The organism is Brucella pituitosa (assembly GCF_965577835.1).
Classification (GTDB): Bacteria; Pseudomonadota; Alphaproteobacteria; order Rhizobiales; family Rhizobiaceae; genus Brucella; species Brucella pituitosa.
The window spans coordinates 1,495,729-1,510,465 of record NZ_OZ264092.1 but is presented as its reverse complement, the minus strand read 5'-3'; the positions used below and the strand labels follow the sequence as shown (position 1 = coordinate 1,510,465).

The window sequence follows — 14,737 nt, the reverse complement described above, 5'->3', positions numbered from 1 at the left end:
CCAAACCAGACCGAAGTCGCGCCCAAGCCAAGTTGGAGTCATATTAACGCTTTATTTTCCTTGTTTCTTAAACTCATCACAATTGGCGGGCATTAAAAGGAACCCTACTGCATAGTTCCTTAAATCGGAATCGATTTACGGTAGAACTATGCAGCATGTTTAAATTGTTAGAGCGGCCTTTGTGCGCCCCCTTGGGCGTACGACGCTCTAACGAGAATTCAGCTCAGGGTAAGTAACATGCCGGCTTTGATGACGCGCTTTTTCAAGAACAGATCGGGTGCAGCGATGATTGAATGCACACTCATCGGTGCGCTTGCCATTATCGCCGTCATCAGTGGCATGGCGCTTTTCGCCGGAAAGCCCGCTTCCGCTTTCGATTACAATGCAGCCGCACAGATTCAGCTCGTCGAACGAAACTAGTGGATTGAATTTGACGTTTGAATCCCGACTCACATATCGGATCAGACCATTAGAAAACGTTGACCCGCATCTTGTCCGAAAACCGTTTCACACTTTTCGGGACGCGCTCGAATGTTTCCCTTTCATGCAGAATTGAATAGCCAGTCGGTTCACGCCGGGTGGCTATTTGTTTATTGACGTAGCTACAAGTTTTCACTGCCGAGGAATGTCATGACCGTTGAGATCGTTACCACCAAATCAGCAGACAGCCGCCCCATCTGGTTCATCGGAACGAATAAGGTCGATCAGGCAGGGCTGACATCCGATGTCCAGGCCTGGGCCAGAGCGAATGATTTCAACGGTGAAGCCGGACGTGTTCTTGTGCTGCCGGGCAAAGACGGCTCGATTGCTGGCGCTCTGTTTGGTACAGGCGATGATGAACAAGGTGGCCAGTCGCAGCTTTTGGCCGGTAAGCTTGCCCGCAGCCTGCCAGAAGGCGACTGGTATATTGAAGGCAGTTCTGACCATGCCGAACTGACAGCGCTTGCATTTCTCATGGGCGGTTACAGTTTCACGCGTTACCGCAAGGGCAATGGTAAGACAATCCGTCTGACCATTCCCGAAGGTGTGGATGTCGCTGAAACACAGCGCATTGCCGATGCTGTAACTCTTGCCCGTGATCTCATCAACACGCCGACCAATGATATGGGACCGGATGCGCTGGAACAGGCGGCACGTGATCTGGCAGCCAGCAATGGCGCGAAGGTCAGCACCATCGAGGGCGACGCACTTCTGGAACAGAATTTCCCGATGATCCATGCGGTTGGTCGTGCAGGCAGCATCGCACCGCGCCTGATCGATATCACATGGGGCAAAGACAGCGATCCAAAGATCACGCTCGTCGGCAAAGGCGTATGTTTTGATACCGGCGGTCTCGACATCAAGCCTGCGAGCGGCATGCTGCTCATGAAAAAAGATATGGGCGGAGCCGCCAATGTGCTGGGGCTGGCCTCCATCATCATGGACGCGAAACTGCCCGTGCGGCTACGCGTGCTCATTCCGGCAGTCGAGAATTCGATTGCGGGCAATGCTTTCCGCCCAAGCGATGTGCTGCAAAGCCGCAAGGGATTAACCGTTGAAATCGGAAATACCGATGCAGAAGGCCGTCTGGTTCTGGCAGACGCACTGGCACTGGCCGATGAGGAAGAACCGGAACTCATCATCGATATGGCAACGCTGACAGGTGCAGCGCGTGTGGCGCTCGGCCCGGATCTGCCGCCTTTCTATACGCATGATGATGCGCTTGCAGCAGATATTGCAGAGAAAGCTGATGAAACCGCCGATCCGCTCTGGCGAATGCCGCTCTGGCAGCCTTATGCGCAGAAACTTTCGTCGCGTGTGGCAGACATCAACAATGTCACCACCGATGGCTTTGCAGGCTCTGTGACGGCTGCACTGTTCCTGAGCCGCTTTGTCGAGAAGGCTAAAAGCTGGGCACATTTCGACATCTACGGCTGGGTGCCGGTGGAAAAGCCTGCCTCGCCGATTGGTGGCGAAGCACAGGCAATCCGCGCGCTCTATAAGCTGCTCAAAGAGCAGTATCCCGCAAAATGAAATCGCTTGCCTGCAAAGTGAAAACGGCGTTGAATGATACGGGTCCGAAACAATTACCCGAGCTTCGGTAGAACATGCCCGTTGAACTGAAACCTTTGCAGGCACTGACATTGCTGAGAACTTTGTCGCTGGAGCAGGTGCGGGACGAGATGCCCGACCTGACCACGCGACAAGTCACTATACTTCTCACCATTTATCTGGAGCCCCCGCCGCATACGGTGCGAGGACTTGCAGCCAAACTGAATGTCACCAAGCCGGTGATTACACGCGCCCTCGATACGATGGGAACACTCGACCTTGTATCCCGGCATCGTGATGAAAAAGACCGTCGGAATGTGCTAGTAAAGAGAACGGTTACTGGCGCACTTTATGTCGAAAGATTAGGCGATCTGGTGATCGCCAAGGCCAGGGAGTTACCACTGTGAGCATGCTCGACCGTCGCTTGAATGCCTATCGTCCCGATCTCGCCGATGAGCGGTTGAGCGGCAAGGTGGAAGCGAGCCGTTTTACCACTGGCACTCTGATGCAGGTTTCGGCTTCGGTGGTCGACCTTCGTTCTGAACCACGACCAGATAGCGGGCCGCAAACCCAGATCATTTTCGGCGACATGGTCCGCGTTTTCGAAGAGCAGGACGGCTGGTCTTGGGTGCAGGCCGAGCGCGACGGCTATACAGGTTACGTATCCTCAGCATCGCTGGAAAAGCCAACCGCAGATGCGACTCACATGGTGATCGTGCCGCGCACATTCATCTATCCCGGCTCTGATCTTCGTTTTCCGCATACCAAGGCACTTTCGCTTGGCTCGCGTGTGCGCATTGTCGGTTCCGCTGAGACACGCGGCACGCAATATGCACTGCTTGAAAATGGCGAAGCCCTGATTGCAGGCCATCTTGCGCCACTTGATCAGCATGCGGCAGACTATGTTGCAGTTGCTGAAACCCTGTTGCATACGCCTTATCTCTGGGGTGGAACATCAGGTTTCGGTATCGATTGTTCCGGTATCGTGCAGCTTTCCATGTGGGTTTCGGGCCGCAAGGTCTTGCGCGATTCGGACATGCAGCAAAACACGCTCGGCGAAATCGTCGAACCGGATGATGATTATTCCAATCTCAAGCGCGGAGATCTGGTGTTCTGGAAAGGCCACGTCGCGATCTGTGCATCGCCTGACATGCTGATCCACGCCAGCGGCCACACCATGACCGTGACCCTGGAGCCACTCAGGGACGCAATCAAGCGCATCGCCTATCTCTACGATCTGCCAACGCTGATCAGAAGGCCCTGATGTCCGGGTATCTTTCATGACGGGAAAAACGACACTCCCACGATCGGTGCTCTGGATTTCCACACTGGGATTCTCAGCACTGCTCTTCGGGTTTGTCACCTTCTTCCCGTCTGCCGTTTCGCTTGAAAGGGCCGCACGCATGACCATCACCGCTTCGCCAGCCAGCTTTGCCAGCGTCAATGGCATTGAGATGTATTATCGCGTCGTGGGAAAGGGCCCGCCAATCCTTCTCATCCATGGCGGCCTGTCTGATCAGCATGTCTGGGATGCACAACTGCCGATTCTCGCGCGCGATCATACGGTGATTGTTGCGGATAGCCGTGGGCAAGGACGCTCGACACGCACGACCGATCCGCTCACCTATGAGCTGATGGCTGACGATTATGTAGCACTGCTGGATTATCTCAACATCGGCAAGGTTGATCTGGTCGGCTGGAGCGATGGCGGCATTATCGGCATCGATATTGCCATGCGCTATCCCGAACGACTCAAAAGCCTGTTTGCGCAAGCCGCCAATGTTACGCCGGAGGGCTCGACCGGCTATGCTCTGGCGCGCGCCGAAGGCAAACCGCTTCCTGAATTACGCCACTATGAAAGCATCGATAAAGAAATCCATGCCTTATGGGCGAATGAGCCGAACTATACGGCGGAAGACTTGTCGAAGATCACCGTGCGAACCGCCATTGTAATCGGTGATCGCGATACTGCGATCACGCGTGAGCATACCGAGTTCATTGCAGATCATATTCCTGATGCACGGCTGGTTATCCTGCCCGATTCCGGTCATGGCGTTCCGGCGGAAAATCCCCGCCTCTACGCCCGTGCAGTATTGAAATTCATTGCTGGCGACAATCCCGATGGCTCGGTTACGGCCAGCAAATAGCTTCAAACGCGATTGGGCAGGACACGATCAGGCGGGCGATGGCCATCGACAAAAGCCCGGATATTGATGATCACCTTGTCGCCCATATCAACGCGGCCTTCAATCGTGGCCGACCCCATATGCGGCAGCAACACGACCTTGCCTTTTTCAGCAAGCGAAAGAAGCTGCGGATTGACCGCCGGTTCATGCTCGAACACGTCGAGACCCGCGCCCGCAATTTTGCCCTGCTCGATCAGCTCGACCAGCGCATTTTCATCGATAATCTGACCACGCGCCGTGTTGACCAGATAGGCTGTCGGCTGCATGAGCGCTATTCTGCGGGCTGAAAGCAGGTGAAATGTTGCCGGTGTGGATGGGCAATTGACCGAAATGATGTCCATCCGCGCCAGCATCTGGTCGAGACTGTCCCAATAGGTCGCTTCCAGCTCTTCCTCGACCTGTGCGCTGACACGCTTGCGGTTGTGATAATGAATGGAAAGACCGAAGGCCTTGGCACGGCGTGCGACCGCAGTACCAATGCGGCCCATACCGACAATACCGAGGCGCTTGCCCCAGATGCGGCGTCCGAGCATCCAGGTCGGTGACCAGCCCGGCCATTCGCCGTCGCGCTCATTGAGCACATTCGCACCCTCAACGAGCCTGCGAGGCACCATCAGCAACAGCGCCAGCGTCATGTCGGCTGTATCTTCGGTCAGCACATTAGGCGTGTTGGTAACGGTGATGCCGCGCTTTGCAGCAGCCGCGACATCGATATTGTCGACGCCATTGCCAAAATTGGCGATCAGTTTGAGATTCGGCCCCGCCTGTTCAATCGCAGCAGCATCGATCACGTCAGTGATACAGGGCACGAGAACATCCGCCTCTTTCATCGCGGCGATGATTTCAGGCTGTGACATGCGATGGTCGTCTATATTCAAACGTGCGTCGAACAATTCCCGCATTCGGGTTTCAACCGGGTCAGGCAGTTTTCGGGTAAGAACCACCAGTGGTTTCTTCTTGTTCGACATCTCCACCCCATTTTTTGAGCAAAGCTCTAAAAGTCGCTTTCAAGCATTCTCAGACGCAAAACACGGTTCACAGTCCCTGAAAATCCTTTAACCAATATCCCGTGTTGAGACCTCCTTAACCAAGAAGGTGCAATATGAGATATTGCTTCGGCTGCACATCTCTAGCAAGGCGGCGCGGCAAAGACAAAGAAAAACAGAATCGTAAAAACGGCAACAGAGCAGTCTCAGCAGTTCTCACAGGCCTGCAAAAACCAAAACTCTTGTACCTGTTTTTCGATCACAAGCGGGAAAACCGCGCAGTTATTCGTTTTCGCAGTTTCAGTCGGTCCCTCCCCCTTGCCCTGAAACTGCCCGACATGACAGGACGGCGAGAGGTCAGAATTGTACCGAGTACTTTCGCAACGCTTTTTTATGGCAGCGCTTGGCAGCATCGCAATGCTGCTGGTCATTGCACCACTTGGCGCATCGCACCAACATGCCGCAATGGCTCAGGCGACATCAGGCACGACATTGGGCGCAAGCGGCCTGCCTGTGCCGCGCTTTGTCAGTCTCAAGCCCGCACGCGTCAATTTGCGTGTCGGACCCGGTAGAGATTATGCCGTGTCGTGGCTGTTTATGAAATCGGGGCTGCCTGTCGAAATCATTCAGGAATATGACAACTGGCGCCGCATCCGTGATGCCGATGGCACCGAAGGCTGGGTTTATCAGTCGCTGCTATCGGGCAAACGCACAGCGATCACCGCGCCATGGCTCAAGAATAATGAGGGTTCGATGATCACCATGCATCGCGACCCAACCGAGACTTCGGGGCTTGCGGCGGAAATCGAACCCAATGTGATCGGCACCGTTCGCCAATGCAATGGCCAGTGGTGTCGGATGGACATGCAGGGCACCCGTGGCTGGATCAAACAATCCGATCTTTGGGGCGTTTACCCCGACGAAGTTTTCGACTGATCCACAAACGCCGACGCTTGACGAGTGAGTACCGCCAACGGTACTTCTCTCAAACAAATTAAAAAGGAGTTTTATGCGCAGAAGTTCATCGCTGCCGTTTTAACGGTTTTGAACCCTACCCCTTGCGGTGGGATATTTGTGCATATCAAAACTCTGGAATAACCATGAAAAAAATGTCGGTCATGATCCGCGCTTATGAAGCTGCGGACAAAGAAACCTTATCTTCAATCTGGTATCGCGCTTCGCTCGAAGCGCATGCTTTTCTGGGAGTGGGCCTGCTTCGCGACCAGCAAAAGCTGATCGAAGACGTCTATCTCGAAAAGGCAGAGACCTGGGTCGCGGTTGTAGATAACAAATCTGTCGGCTTTATCGGCCTTCTGGACAGTTTCATCGGCGGCTTGTTCGTCGATCCAGCAGCTCAGGGCCACGGCATAGGTCGTAAATTGATTGACCACTCGCTGGCAATGAAGGGCGAACTTTCGCTCGAAGTTTACGCTGATAATCAAAGGGCTTGTCGCTTCTACAAGCAGCTCGGTTTTCAGGAAATCAGCCGTCGCGCGAAAGACGACAACGGTCTTCCGTTCGCCAATATTGAAATGCAGCTAAAAGCCTAATGATAAAGCGGGGCGATTGCTTGCCCCGCTTTATTGGCATTATTCAATATCAACTATCACCAAGCCGGAATAACCGATCCTTTGAAGGTTTCAGCGATAAACTGCTTCACTTCCGGGCTATGATAGGTGCTGATCAGCGTCTTCACCCATTCAGCATCCTTGTCAGCTGTGCGGACGACCAGCACATTCACATAAGGAGCCTTTTCGCCTTCGCGGATAAGCGCATCACCTGCCGGGTTCAGTCCCGCTTCCAAAGCGTAGTTGGTATTGATGACTGCAGCATCCACATCTTCAAGCGAACGCGGCAACTGTGCTGCATCAAGTTCCACGAACTTCAGGTTCTTCGGATTTTCCGTCACATCAATGGACGTAACCTTCAGGCCCTTGGCAGCATCCAGCTTGATAAGGCCGTTATCGGCAAGCACCAGAAGCGCGCGCCCGCCATTGGTCGGATCATTTGGAATGGCGATAGTAGCACCATCGGCCAGTTCTGAAATGTTCTTGAGCTTCTTGGAATACATGCCCATCGGGAAGTTGACAGTCGGTGCTACCGTCTCAATCGGAAAGCCGCGATCTGCCACCTGGTTATCGAGATAAGGCTGATGCTGGAAGGAATTTGCCTCAAGCGCACCGTCAGCCAGAGCCATGTTGGGAATCACATAATCGGAAAATTCCTGAATATCGATTTCCATTCCCTTGGTGGCGGCAACTTCCCTGACCTTTTCCATGATCTGCGCGTGCGGTCCGGGGGTGACGCCAATGCGAATCTTCTCGGCAAAGGCGCTTGCCGTTGAGAAAAGAGCGAAAGCGGTGGCGGCAATGATCAACTTGTGCATGGGCGTCTCCAGTCAAATCGTTATCGACGCATTCACGCTTGGTTGGGAGGTCCGCTTTCAAATGCGCCTGGGAAAGGTAATGGGTCGGATGAATCACTTTAGCCTAAGATGCGCAACAAAAAAGCGGCCCCAAAGGCCGCTTTCTTGAAACTTATATCAAAGCTACTCAGCGCGTCCTGCGGCGAAGGCGGACGATAATGTCCACATTGACGATTTCCATGCCTTCGGGTGCTTCGGGCATATTGGAGACCGTTGGCTGACCGCGTTCACCATGCGGAATATCGAAAACGACATTCTCGCCTTCAAGGAAGAAGTGCTGGTGATCGGATATATTGGTATCGAAATATGTTTTCGAACCTTCGACTGCGATGATGCGCAGCATGCCGGCTTCGGTAAACTGGTGCAGCGTGTTATAGACAGTCGCAAGCGATACCGGCACGTTCGCGAGGACCGCTTCTTCATGAAGGTCTTCAGCAGAAAGGTGGCGATCGCCTTGCGCATAGATCAGGCTGGCAAGCGAAACACGTTGACGCGTCGGGCGCAAACCCGCTCCGCGAAGCCGTTCTTCCATTGAAACCATCGAGTGGCTGGCATGATAATTCTGCATATTCACCCTTGGATCCGTCACAAGCTTGTAGCAATTTCGTCAAAGATTAAACGGGCTGTTGCCCATTGCATACTGACATTGATATATGCCGTTGCGAAATAAGTATCAATAGGCATGGTAATCCCGGCTTTTTTTGGAAAACCACGCACACTATTTTACTGACGGAAACACTCTATGTTAGAGGTGTTCCCGAAAAGATGAAAACCCGACCGCTTCTGGCGACAGAAACGGTCACATCAGAATGATCCTCAAGGGAGGCGTAATGGCAGAACAGAAATCGAGCTACGGGTATGAAGAGCTCCTCAGCTGCGCACGCGGCGAGTTGTTCGGTCCCGGCAATGCACAGCTCCCCCTGCCACCAATGCTGATGGTGCACCGCATCACCGAAATTTCCGAAACCGGCGGAGAGTTCGACAAGGGCTATATCCGTGCCGAATACGATGTCAGCCCCGACGACTGGTATTTCCCATGCCATTTTCAGGGCAATCCAATCATGCCGGGCTGCCTTGGCCTCGACGGCATGTGGCAGCTGACAGGCTTCTTCCTCGGCTGGCTCGGTGAGCCGGGTCGCGGTATGGCGCTTTCGACCGGTGAAGTGAAGTTCAAGGGCATGGTTCGCCCGCACACCAAGCTTCTGCAATACGGTATCGACTTCAAGCGCGTCATGCGTGGCCGCTTGGTTCTTGGCACGGCCGATGGCTGGCTCAAGGCTGATGGCGAAACCATCTACAAGGCAAGCGACCTGCGCGTCGGCCTGTCAAAAGACGGCGATAGCGCTTAATTCATCATCATTCACGGGCGCGACTGTAGAAAATATCGAGTTTTCATGCAGCCGCGCTCAAAACATGCGAAGATCGCACCTATGTAACCGGGAACAAGGGTCAGCCTTCACGGGTTGATCACACGGAACAGGTGTAAAGGAGAACGCGATGCGGCGTGTGGTCGTAACGGGTATGGGGATTGTATCCTCAATTGGAAACAACACCGAAGAGGTAACAACCTCTCTGCGTGAGGCCAAATCCGGCATTTCCCGTGCCGAAGAATATGCCGAACTCGGATTCCGTTGCCAGGTGCACGGCGCACCGAAAATCGACGTTGAAGCACTCGTAGACCGTCGCGCAATGCGCTTCCATGGCCGTGGTACGGCTTGGAATCACGTTGCCATGGATCAGGCGATTGCCGATGCAGGCCTTTCGGAGGAGCAGGTCTCCAATGATCGTACCGGCATTATCATGGGTTCCGGCGGCCCTTCGACACGCACGATCGTCGATAGTGCCGACACGACCCGTGAAAAAGGTCCAAAGCGCGTTGGTCCATTTGCTGTGCCAAAAGCCATGAGCTCGACCGCGTCGGCTACGCTTGCGACCTTCTTCAAGATCAAGGGCATCAACTATTCGATCTCGTCGGCTTGTGCGACGTCGAACCATTGTATCGGCAATGCATTCGAGATGATCCAGTATGGCAAGCAGGACCGCATGTTTGCGGGCGGCTGTGAAGATCTCGACTGGACGCTTTCGGTGTTGTTCGACGCCATGGGTGCTATGTCGTCCAAATATAACGACACGCCGTCCACTGCATCGCGCGCCTATGACAAAAACCGCGACGGTTTTGTTATTGCCGGTGGTGCGGGTGTTCTGGTGCTTGAAGATCTTGAAACAGCACTCGCACGCGGTGCGAAGATTTACGGCGAAATCGTCGGCTACGGCGCAACCTCCGACGGCTATGACATGGTCGCTCCGTCTGGCGAAGGTGCTGTTCGCTGCATGAAGATGGCGCTTTCGACGGTTACCTCGAAGATCGACTACATCAATCCACATGCAACCTCGACGCCTGCCGGTGACGCTCCGGAAATCGAAGCTATACGTCAGGTCTTTGGCTCAGGCGATGCCTGCCCGCCAATTGCGGCGACCAAATCACTGACCGGCCATTCGCTGGGCGCTACCGGGGTGCAGGAAGCAATTTACTCGCTTTTGATGATGCAGAATAACTTCATCTGCGAAAGCGCTCATATCGAAGAACTGGATCCTGCCTTCGCGGACATGCCTATCGTTCGCAAGCGCATCGACAATGCTCAGCTCAATACCGTGCTCTCCAACTCCTTCGGATTTGGCGGCACCAATGCCACGCTGGTGTTCCAGCGTTATCAGGGCTGACGGAGAGGGACAATATGCAAGGTTTGATGCAAGGCAAACGCGGCCTCATTATGGGGGTCGCGAATAACCACTCACTCGCATGGGGCATTTCTAAACAACTCGCAGCACAAGGTGCCGAACTCGCATTCACCTATCAGGGCGATGCACTCGGTAAACGCGTAAAGCCACTGGCCGAACAGGTCGGCTCGGATTTGGTGCTGCCTTGCGATGTTGAAGATATCGCTTCAGTTGATGCCGTTTTCGCTGAAATCGAGAAGAAATGGGGAAAGCTCGATTTTATCGTTCACGCCATCGGCTTCTCCGACAAGACCGAACTGAAGGGCCGCTACGCAGACGTCACCACGCGCGAAAATTTCAGCCGCACCATGGTGATTTCCGCCTACTCCTTCACGGAAATGGCACAGCGCGCAGAAAAGCTCATGAAGGACGGCGGCTCGATCCTGACGCTGACCTATGGCGGTTCCACGCGCACGATCCCGAACTACAATGTCATGGGCGTTGCCAAGGCGGCACTTGAGGCAATGGTTCGCTATCTCGCTGCCGATTACGGTCCGCAGGGCATCCGCGTCAATGCGATCTCGGCTGGTCCGGTGCGCACGCTGGCTGGTGCCGGTATTGGCGATGCACGCGCAATCTTCAGCTATCAGCGCCGCAACTCGCCGCTTCGTCGGACTGTCGATATCGATGATGTCGGCAAATCGGCTGTCTATCTGCTGTCCGATCTTTCGAGCGGTGTTACCGGTGAAGTCCATTATGTGGATTCTGGCTACAACATCGTTTCGATGCCGACGCTTGAAGAGCTGAAAAGCTCCGATGCCGAACGCGGCGAATAAAGCCAAGCCATCTTGAAAAAGGCCGCCCTTGAGGCGGCCTTTTTATTTCAGTTACAGCGGTTCCAGTTAGGACTGAATCGTTGGAGCCGCTGTAACTATTTGTTTTTTCGCATTATCCTACGCAAAACCGCTTCGCACTTTTTGCTGAAAATGCTTTACTTTTTGGCATCGAAAATTTTGAAACCGTTCGCTTCTTCGAGAACCGTCACATTCTTGAACAGCCCCTTCAACGTCGCTTCATAAGGCAATTGCCGGTTTGCAACCATCAGCAGACGGCCACCGATTTTCAGGCGTGAAGCGGCGGCAGCAATAAATGTCTGTCCAAGCGACATATCGGTCGCGCGCCCTTCATGGAACGGTGGATTCATGATGACGGTATCATAGATGCCCGTCAGCTTCTCACTGGTCACATCGAACCAGTTAAACGAAACCGGCACCGACGCACCCAAACGCTCGAGATTGCCGCGTGCGGCTTCCAACGCCTCGTAATCAGCCTCGAAAAGATCGATCCCCTTGAGGCGGTCGGCATATTTGAGACTTTGTGCTGCGAGATAGCCCCAGCCAGCGCCAAGATCGGCGACTTGGCCGAAAACGATCTTTTCCATATGTGGCACCAATAGTGCCGAGCCTTTGTCGATCGCGCCGTGCGAGAACATGCCGGGTTCTGTGCGGAACACATCGTCAATATCGGTCGCAAGCGGCTTCAATGCATTGATGAAATCATTTGTCAGATCAGCCGGGCGTTGCAGCCAGAAGGCCACCGCGTGATTCTTGGACAGGCGATCGCTGATTTCAGCGATATTGCCGACCCATTTTCGGAAACTATCGACGCCGAGCTTCTTGTCACCGCATACGACGATCCACCCGCCGGGCTCAACACGCATCAGAAGCTCCGCAAACCACGCCTCATTGCGTCCGCGATGTTTTCCGAGCAGCAGCAGTCCGCCAGAGAAACGCTTCTCCTCGTCCAATTCTGGCGCCAATCTGGGAATTGCTTTGAAGCCTTCCTTGTTGAGTGCGAGCCAGTCCGGGCGCCAGGGCTGTAAAAAAGTCAGCGCCCGCTTCCATTCATCCTCAAGCTGCCGGTCGGCAGACAGGCCGCAGGCAAGGAAGGTCTGACCTTCTTCAGGCATATCCAAAATGTCCTGATAGAAGGGGAGAAAAAGTGTTTCTTGTGCTGGTGTCATCATGGCTCATCCATGGTCCTGAATTGATTCACGTGCAACAAAAAAGCGCGCCCCAAAATAGCTTTGAGGCGCGCTCTTTTTAAATTATTGCGGCGTAGAACGCTTACTCAGCGTCAGCTTCTGCCTTCTTTTCAGCAACAACTTCCTTGCCGGTTTCCTGATCGACAACCTTCATCGACAGGCGAACCTTGCCACGCTCGTCAAAGCCCATGAGCTTGACCCAGACCTTCTGGCCTTCCTTAACCACATCGGTGGTCTTGGCAACGCGGTCGGAAGCCAGCTGCGAGATGTGAACCAGACCATCGCGTGGACCGAAGAAGTTTACGAATGCGCCGAAGTCAGCGGTCTTAACAACCGTACCTTCATAAATTTCGCCAACTTCCGGTTCAGCAACAATCGAATGAATCCACTTCTTGGCGGCTTCGATTTCCTTGCCATTCGACGAAGCGATCTTGACCGTACCATCGTCTTCGATGTTGATCTTCGCGCCAGTCTTTTCGACGATTTCACGAATAACCTTACCGCCCGAACCGATAACATCACGGATCTTGTCGGTAGGAATGTTCATGACTTCGATGCGTGGAGCAAATTCGCCGAGTTCTTCACGCGAGGTCGAAAGAGCCTTGCTCATTTCGCCGAGGATGTGAACACGACCGCCCTTAGCCTGTTCCAGAGCAACCTTCATGATCTCTTCGGTGATACCGTCGATCTTGATGTCCATCTGAAGGGCTGTGATGCCGCTTTCAGTACCAGCTACCTTGAAATCCATATCGCCGAGGTGATCTTCATCACCCAGGATGTCGGAAAGAACTGCGAAACGCTCGCCTTCCTTGATGAGGCCCATAGCAATACCAGCCACCGGGCGGGTGATTGGAACGCCCGCATCCATCAGCGCCAGCGACGTGCCGCAAACGGTTGCCATCGACGACGAACCGTTGGATTCCGTGATCTCGGAAACAGTACGGATCGTGTAAGGGAACTGTTCAGCTGCTGGCAGCATTGGATGGATCGCACGCCATGCAAGCTTACCATGACCAACTTCACGACGGCCTGGCGAACCCATGCGGCCGGTTTCACCAACCGAATATGGCGGGAAGTTGTAATGCAGCATGAAGGATTCTTTGTACGTACCGGTCAGAGAATCGATCATCTGTTCGTCTTCGCCGGTGCCGAGCGTGGCAACAACGATTGCCTGCGTTTCACCGCGGGTGAACAGAGCCGAACCGTGGGTGCGTGGCAGAAGGCCAACTTCCGAAACGATTGCGCGGACCGTCGACAGATCGCGGCCATCGATACGGTTGCCGGTGTCGAGAATGTTCCAGCGAACGATCTTCGCCTGCAGGTGCTTGAAAACGGTCGCAAACTTTTCAGCCGAGAATTCTGGCTCTTCAACGCCTTCAGGGAAGAAGTGAGCCTTCGCCTTGGCCTTTGCAGCATCAACAGCTGTGTAACGAGCCTGCTTTTCGGTGATCTTGTAAGCGTCGCGCAGATCGTTTTCGACAACTGCGAGCATCTTGGCTTCGAGGTCCGACAGATCTTCCGGCTGGAAATCACGTGGTTCCTTGGCAGCAACTTCAGCGAGCTTGATGATCGCGTCGATAACTGGCTGGAAGCCCTTCTGGCCGAAAACAACGGCGCCGAGCATGACTTCTTCGGAAAGCTCCTGAGCTTCCGATTCAACCATCAGAACAGCGTCGGCAGTACCGGCAACAACCAGATCGAGTTTCGATTCCGGCATTTCGTCGATATTCGGGTTCAGCACATATTCGTCGTTGATGTAACCAACGCGTGCGCCGCCAATCGGGCCCATGAAAGGAACACCGGAAATGGTCAATGCTGCAGAAGCTGCAACCATGGACAGAACGTCGGGATTGTTCTCAAGGTCATGCTGAATGACGGTCAGAACTACCTGCGTGTCGTTCTTGTAGCCATCAACGAAAAGCGGGCGGATCGGACGGTCGATCAGGCGCGAAACCAGAGTTTCGTTTTCGCTTGGACGACCTTCGCGCTTGAAGAAACCACCTGGGATCTTGCCAGCTGCGTAAGTCTTTTCCTGATAGTTGACGGTCAGCGGGAAGAAATCCTGACCCGGCTTTGGTTCCTTGGCAGAAACAACAGTCGCCAGAACGACGGTTTCGCCATAGGTTGCGAGAACTGCACCGTCAGCCTGACGCGCGATCTTGCCGGTTTCCAGAATGAGCGGACGGCCGCCCCATTCGATTTCAACTTTATGGGTATTGAACATATCTTGTCCTCATGTGGAGATGCCGCGCAAAAGCGCCTGAAGGCATCACCTCGGTTGGCGGACGGGCCACGGGCAAGACAACGGGAAGTTCGTTAAACGTATCAGAACATTCACTGGTACGAA

General features: G+C 54.1%; 15 protein-coding genes. 10 read left to right on the top strand and 5 right to left on the bottom strand.

The window, feature by feature from the left end:
- The first annotated feature begins 237 nt into the window (after positions 1-237).
- The 5 genes from ACSME1_RS07285 (at position 238) to ACSME1_RS07265 (ending at position 4,178) form a co-directional block, all read left to right on the top strand.
- Positions 238-420 carry a Flp family type IVb pilin gene (locus ACSME1_RS07285; RefSeq protein WP_024898321.1) on the top strand — a complete coding sequence of 61 codons (183 nt, stop codon included), beginning with the start codon at positions 238-240 and terminating at the stop codon, positions 418-420.
- A gap of 210 nt (positions 421-630) precedes the next feature.
- Positions 631-2,013: a leucyl aminopeptidase family protein gene (locus tag ACSME1_RS07280; RefSeq protein ID WP_024898322.1), complete on the top strand. Its 1,383-nt coding sequence runs from the start codon at positions 631-633 to the stop codon at positions 2,011-2,013.
- Between the two features lie 74 nt (positions 2,014-2,087).
- Positions 2,088-2,438: a MarR family transcriptional regulator gene (locus tag ACSME1_RS07275; RefSeq protein ID WP_024898323.1), complete on the top strand. Its 351-nt coding sequence runs from the start codon at positions 2,088-2,090 to the stop codon at positions 2,436-2,438.
- A 2-nt stretch (positions 2,439-2,440) separates the two neighbouring features.
- On the top strand, positions 2,441-3,295 hold the full coding sequence (locus tag ACSME1_RS07270; RefSeq protein WP_181151625.1) for an NlpC/P60 family protein: 855 nt from the start codon (positions 2,441-2,443) through the stop codon (positions 3,293-3,295).
- 16 nt (positions 3,296-3,311) lie between these two features.
- Complete coding sequence (locus ACSME1_RS07265; RefSeq protein WP_424575786.1) at positions 3,312-4,178, top strand: alpha/beta fold hydrolase; 867 nt, start codon at positions 3,312-3,314, stop codon at positions 4,176-4,178.
- A gap of 2 nt (positions 4,179-4,180) precedes the next feature.
- Here the strand turns inward: ACSME1_RS07265 and ACSME1_RS07260 are convergent, their stop codons facing one another.
- Complete coding sequence (locus ACSME1_RS07260; RefSeq protein ID WP_024898326.1) at positions 4,181-5,185, bottom strand: 2-hydroxyacid dehydrogenase; 1,005 nt, start codon at positions 5,183-5,185, stop codon at positions 4,181-4,183.
- Between the two features lie 381 nt (positions 5,186-5,566).
- Between ACSME1_RS07260 and ACSME1_RS07255 the strand changes: the two genes are divergently transcribed.
- Together ACSME1_RS07255 and ACSME1_RS07250 are read left to right on the top strand one after the other, a co-directional pair.
- Positions 5,567-6,139, top strand: a complete 573-nt coding sequence (locus ACSME1_RS07255) for an SH3 domain-containing protein (protein WP_024898327.1) — start codon at positions 5,567-5,569, stop codon at positions 6,137-6,139.
- A 164-nt stretch (positions 6,140-6,303) separates the two neighbouring features.
- Positions 6,304-6,753, top strand: a complete 450-nt coding sequence (locus ACSME1_RS07250) for a GNAT family N-acetyltransferase (RefSeq protein ID WP_105705539.1) — start codon at positions 6,304-6,306, stop codon at positions 6,751-6,753.
- A gap of 56 nt (positions 6,754-6,809) precedes the next feature.
- Here the strand turns inward: ACSME1_RS07250 and ACSME1_RS07245 are convergent, their stop codons facing one another.
- Complete coding sequence (locus ACSME1_RS07245; RefSeq protein WP_100558357.1) at positions 6,810-7,589, bottom strand: MetQ/NlpA family ABC transporter substrate-binding protein; 780 nt, start codon at positions 7,587-7,589, stop codon at positions 6,810-6,812.
- A gap of 166 nt (positions 7,590-7,755) precedes the next feature.
- Positions 7,756-8,196, bottom strand: a complete 441-nt coding sequence (gene irrA / locus ACSME1_RS07240; RefSeq protein ID WP_024898330.1) for an iron response transcriptional regulator IrrA — start codon at positions 8,194-8,196, stop codon at positions 7,756-7,758.
- Between the two features lie 262 nt (positions 8,197-8,458).
- Between irrA and fabA the strand changes: the two genes are divergently transcribed.
- The 3 genes from fabA to fabI all read left to right on the top strand — a co-directional run bounded on the left by fabA (position 8,459) and on the right by fabI (position 11,182).
- Complete coding sequence (fabA, locus tag ACSME1_RS07235) at positions 8,459-8,977, top strand: 3-hydroxyacyl-[acyl-carrier-protein] dehydratase FabA (protein ID WP_024898331.1); 519 nt, start codon at positions 8,459-8,461, stop codon at positions 8,975-8,977.
- Between the two features lie 148 nt (positions 8,978-9,125).
- On the top strand, positions 9,126-10,349 hold the full coding sequence (gene fabB, locus ACSME1_RS07230) for a beta-ketoacyl-ACP synthase I (RefSeq protein ID WP_024898332.1): 1,224 nt from the start codon (positions 9,126-9,128) through the stop codon (positions 10,347-10,349).
- 14 nt (positions 10,350-10,363) lie between these two features.
- Positions 10,364-11,182, top strand: coding sequence for an enoyl-ACP reductase FabI (fabI, locus tag ACSME1_RS07225; RefSeq protein ID WP_024898333.1), 819 nt, complete (start codon positions 10,364-10,366; stop codon positions 11,180-11,182).
- A gap of 155 nt (positions 11,183-11,337) precedes the next feature.
- On the opposite strand, the gene ACSME1_RS07220 is transcribed toward fabI, so the two are convergent.
- On the bottom strand, positions 11,338-12,372 hold the full coding sequence (locus ACSME1_RS07220) for a class I SAM-dependent methyltransferase (protein ID WP_105705541.1): 1,035 nt from the start codon (positions 12,370-12,372) through the stop codon (positions 11,338-11,340).
- 100 nt (positions 12,373-12,472) lie between these two features.
- Complete coding sequence (gene pnp / locus ACSME1_RS07215; protein ID WP_100558359.1) at positions 12,473-14,614, bottom strand: polyribonucleotide nucleotidyltransferase; 2,142 nt, start codon at positions 14,612-14,614, stop codon at positions 12,473-12,475.
- Positions 14,615-14,737 lie beyond the last annotated feature (123 nt).

Coding starts and splice junctions, on each gene's coding strand:
- ACSME1_RS07260 (WP_024898326.1), bottom strand. CDS start 5,185: ATGTCGAACAAGAAGAAACCACTGGTGGTTCTTACCCGAAAACTGCCT.
- ACSME1_RS07270 (WP_181151625.1), top strand. CDS start 2,441: ATGCTCGACCGTCGCTTGAATGCCTATCGTCCCGATCTCGCCGATGAG.
- fabI (WP_024898333.1), top strand. CDS start 10,364: ATGCAAGGTTTGATGCAAGGCAAACGCGGCCTCATTATGGGGGTCGCG.
- ACSME1_RS07265 (WP_424575786.1), top strand. CDS start 3,312: ATGACGGGAAAAACGACACTCCCACGATCGGTGCTCTGGATTTCCACA.
- ACSME1_RS07220 (WP_105705541.1), bottom strand. CDS start 12,372: ATGATGACACCAGCACAAGAAACACTTTTTCTCCCCTTCTATCAGGAC.
- ACSME1_RS07280 (WP_024898322.1), top strand. CDS start 631: ATGACCGTTGAGATCGTTACCACCAAATCAGCAGACAGCCGCCCCATC.
- ACSME1_RS07275 (WP_024898323.1), top strand. CDS start 2,088: ATGCCCGTTGAACTGAAACCTTTGCAGGCACTGACATTGCTGAGAACT.
- irrA (WP_024898330.1), bottom strand. CDS start 8,196: ATGCAGAATTATCATGCCAGCCACTCGATGGTTTCAATGGAAGAACGG.
- ACSME1_RS07250 (WP_105705539.1), top strand. CDS start 6,304: ATGAAAAAAATGTCGGTCATGATCCGCGCTTATGAAGCTGCGGACAAA.
- fabB (WP_024898332.1), top strand. CDS start 9,126: ATGCGGCGTGTGGTCGTAACGGGTATGGGGATTGTATCCTCAATTGGA.
- ACSME1_RS07285 (WP_024898321.1), top strand. CDS start 238: ATGCCGGCTTTGATGACGCGCTTTTTCAAGAACAGATCGGGTGCAGCG.
- ACSME1_RS07245 (WP_100558357.1), bottom strand. CDS start 7,589: ATGCACAAGTTGATCATTGCCGCCACCGCTTTCGCTCTTTTCTCAACG.
- fabA (WP_024898331.1), top strand. CDS start 8,459: ATGGCAGAACAGAAATCGAGCTACGGGTATGAAGAGCTCCTCAGCTGC.
- pnp (WP_100558359.1), bottom strand. CDS start 14,614: ATGTTCAATACCCATAAAGTTGAAATCGAATGGGGCGGCCGTCCGCTC.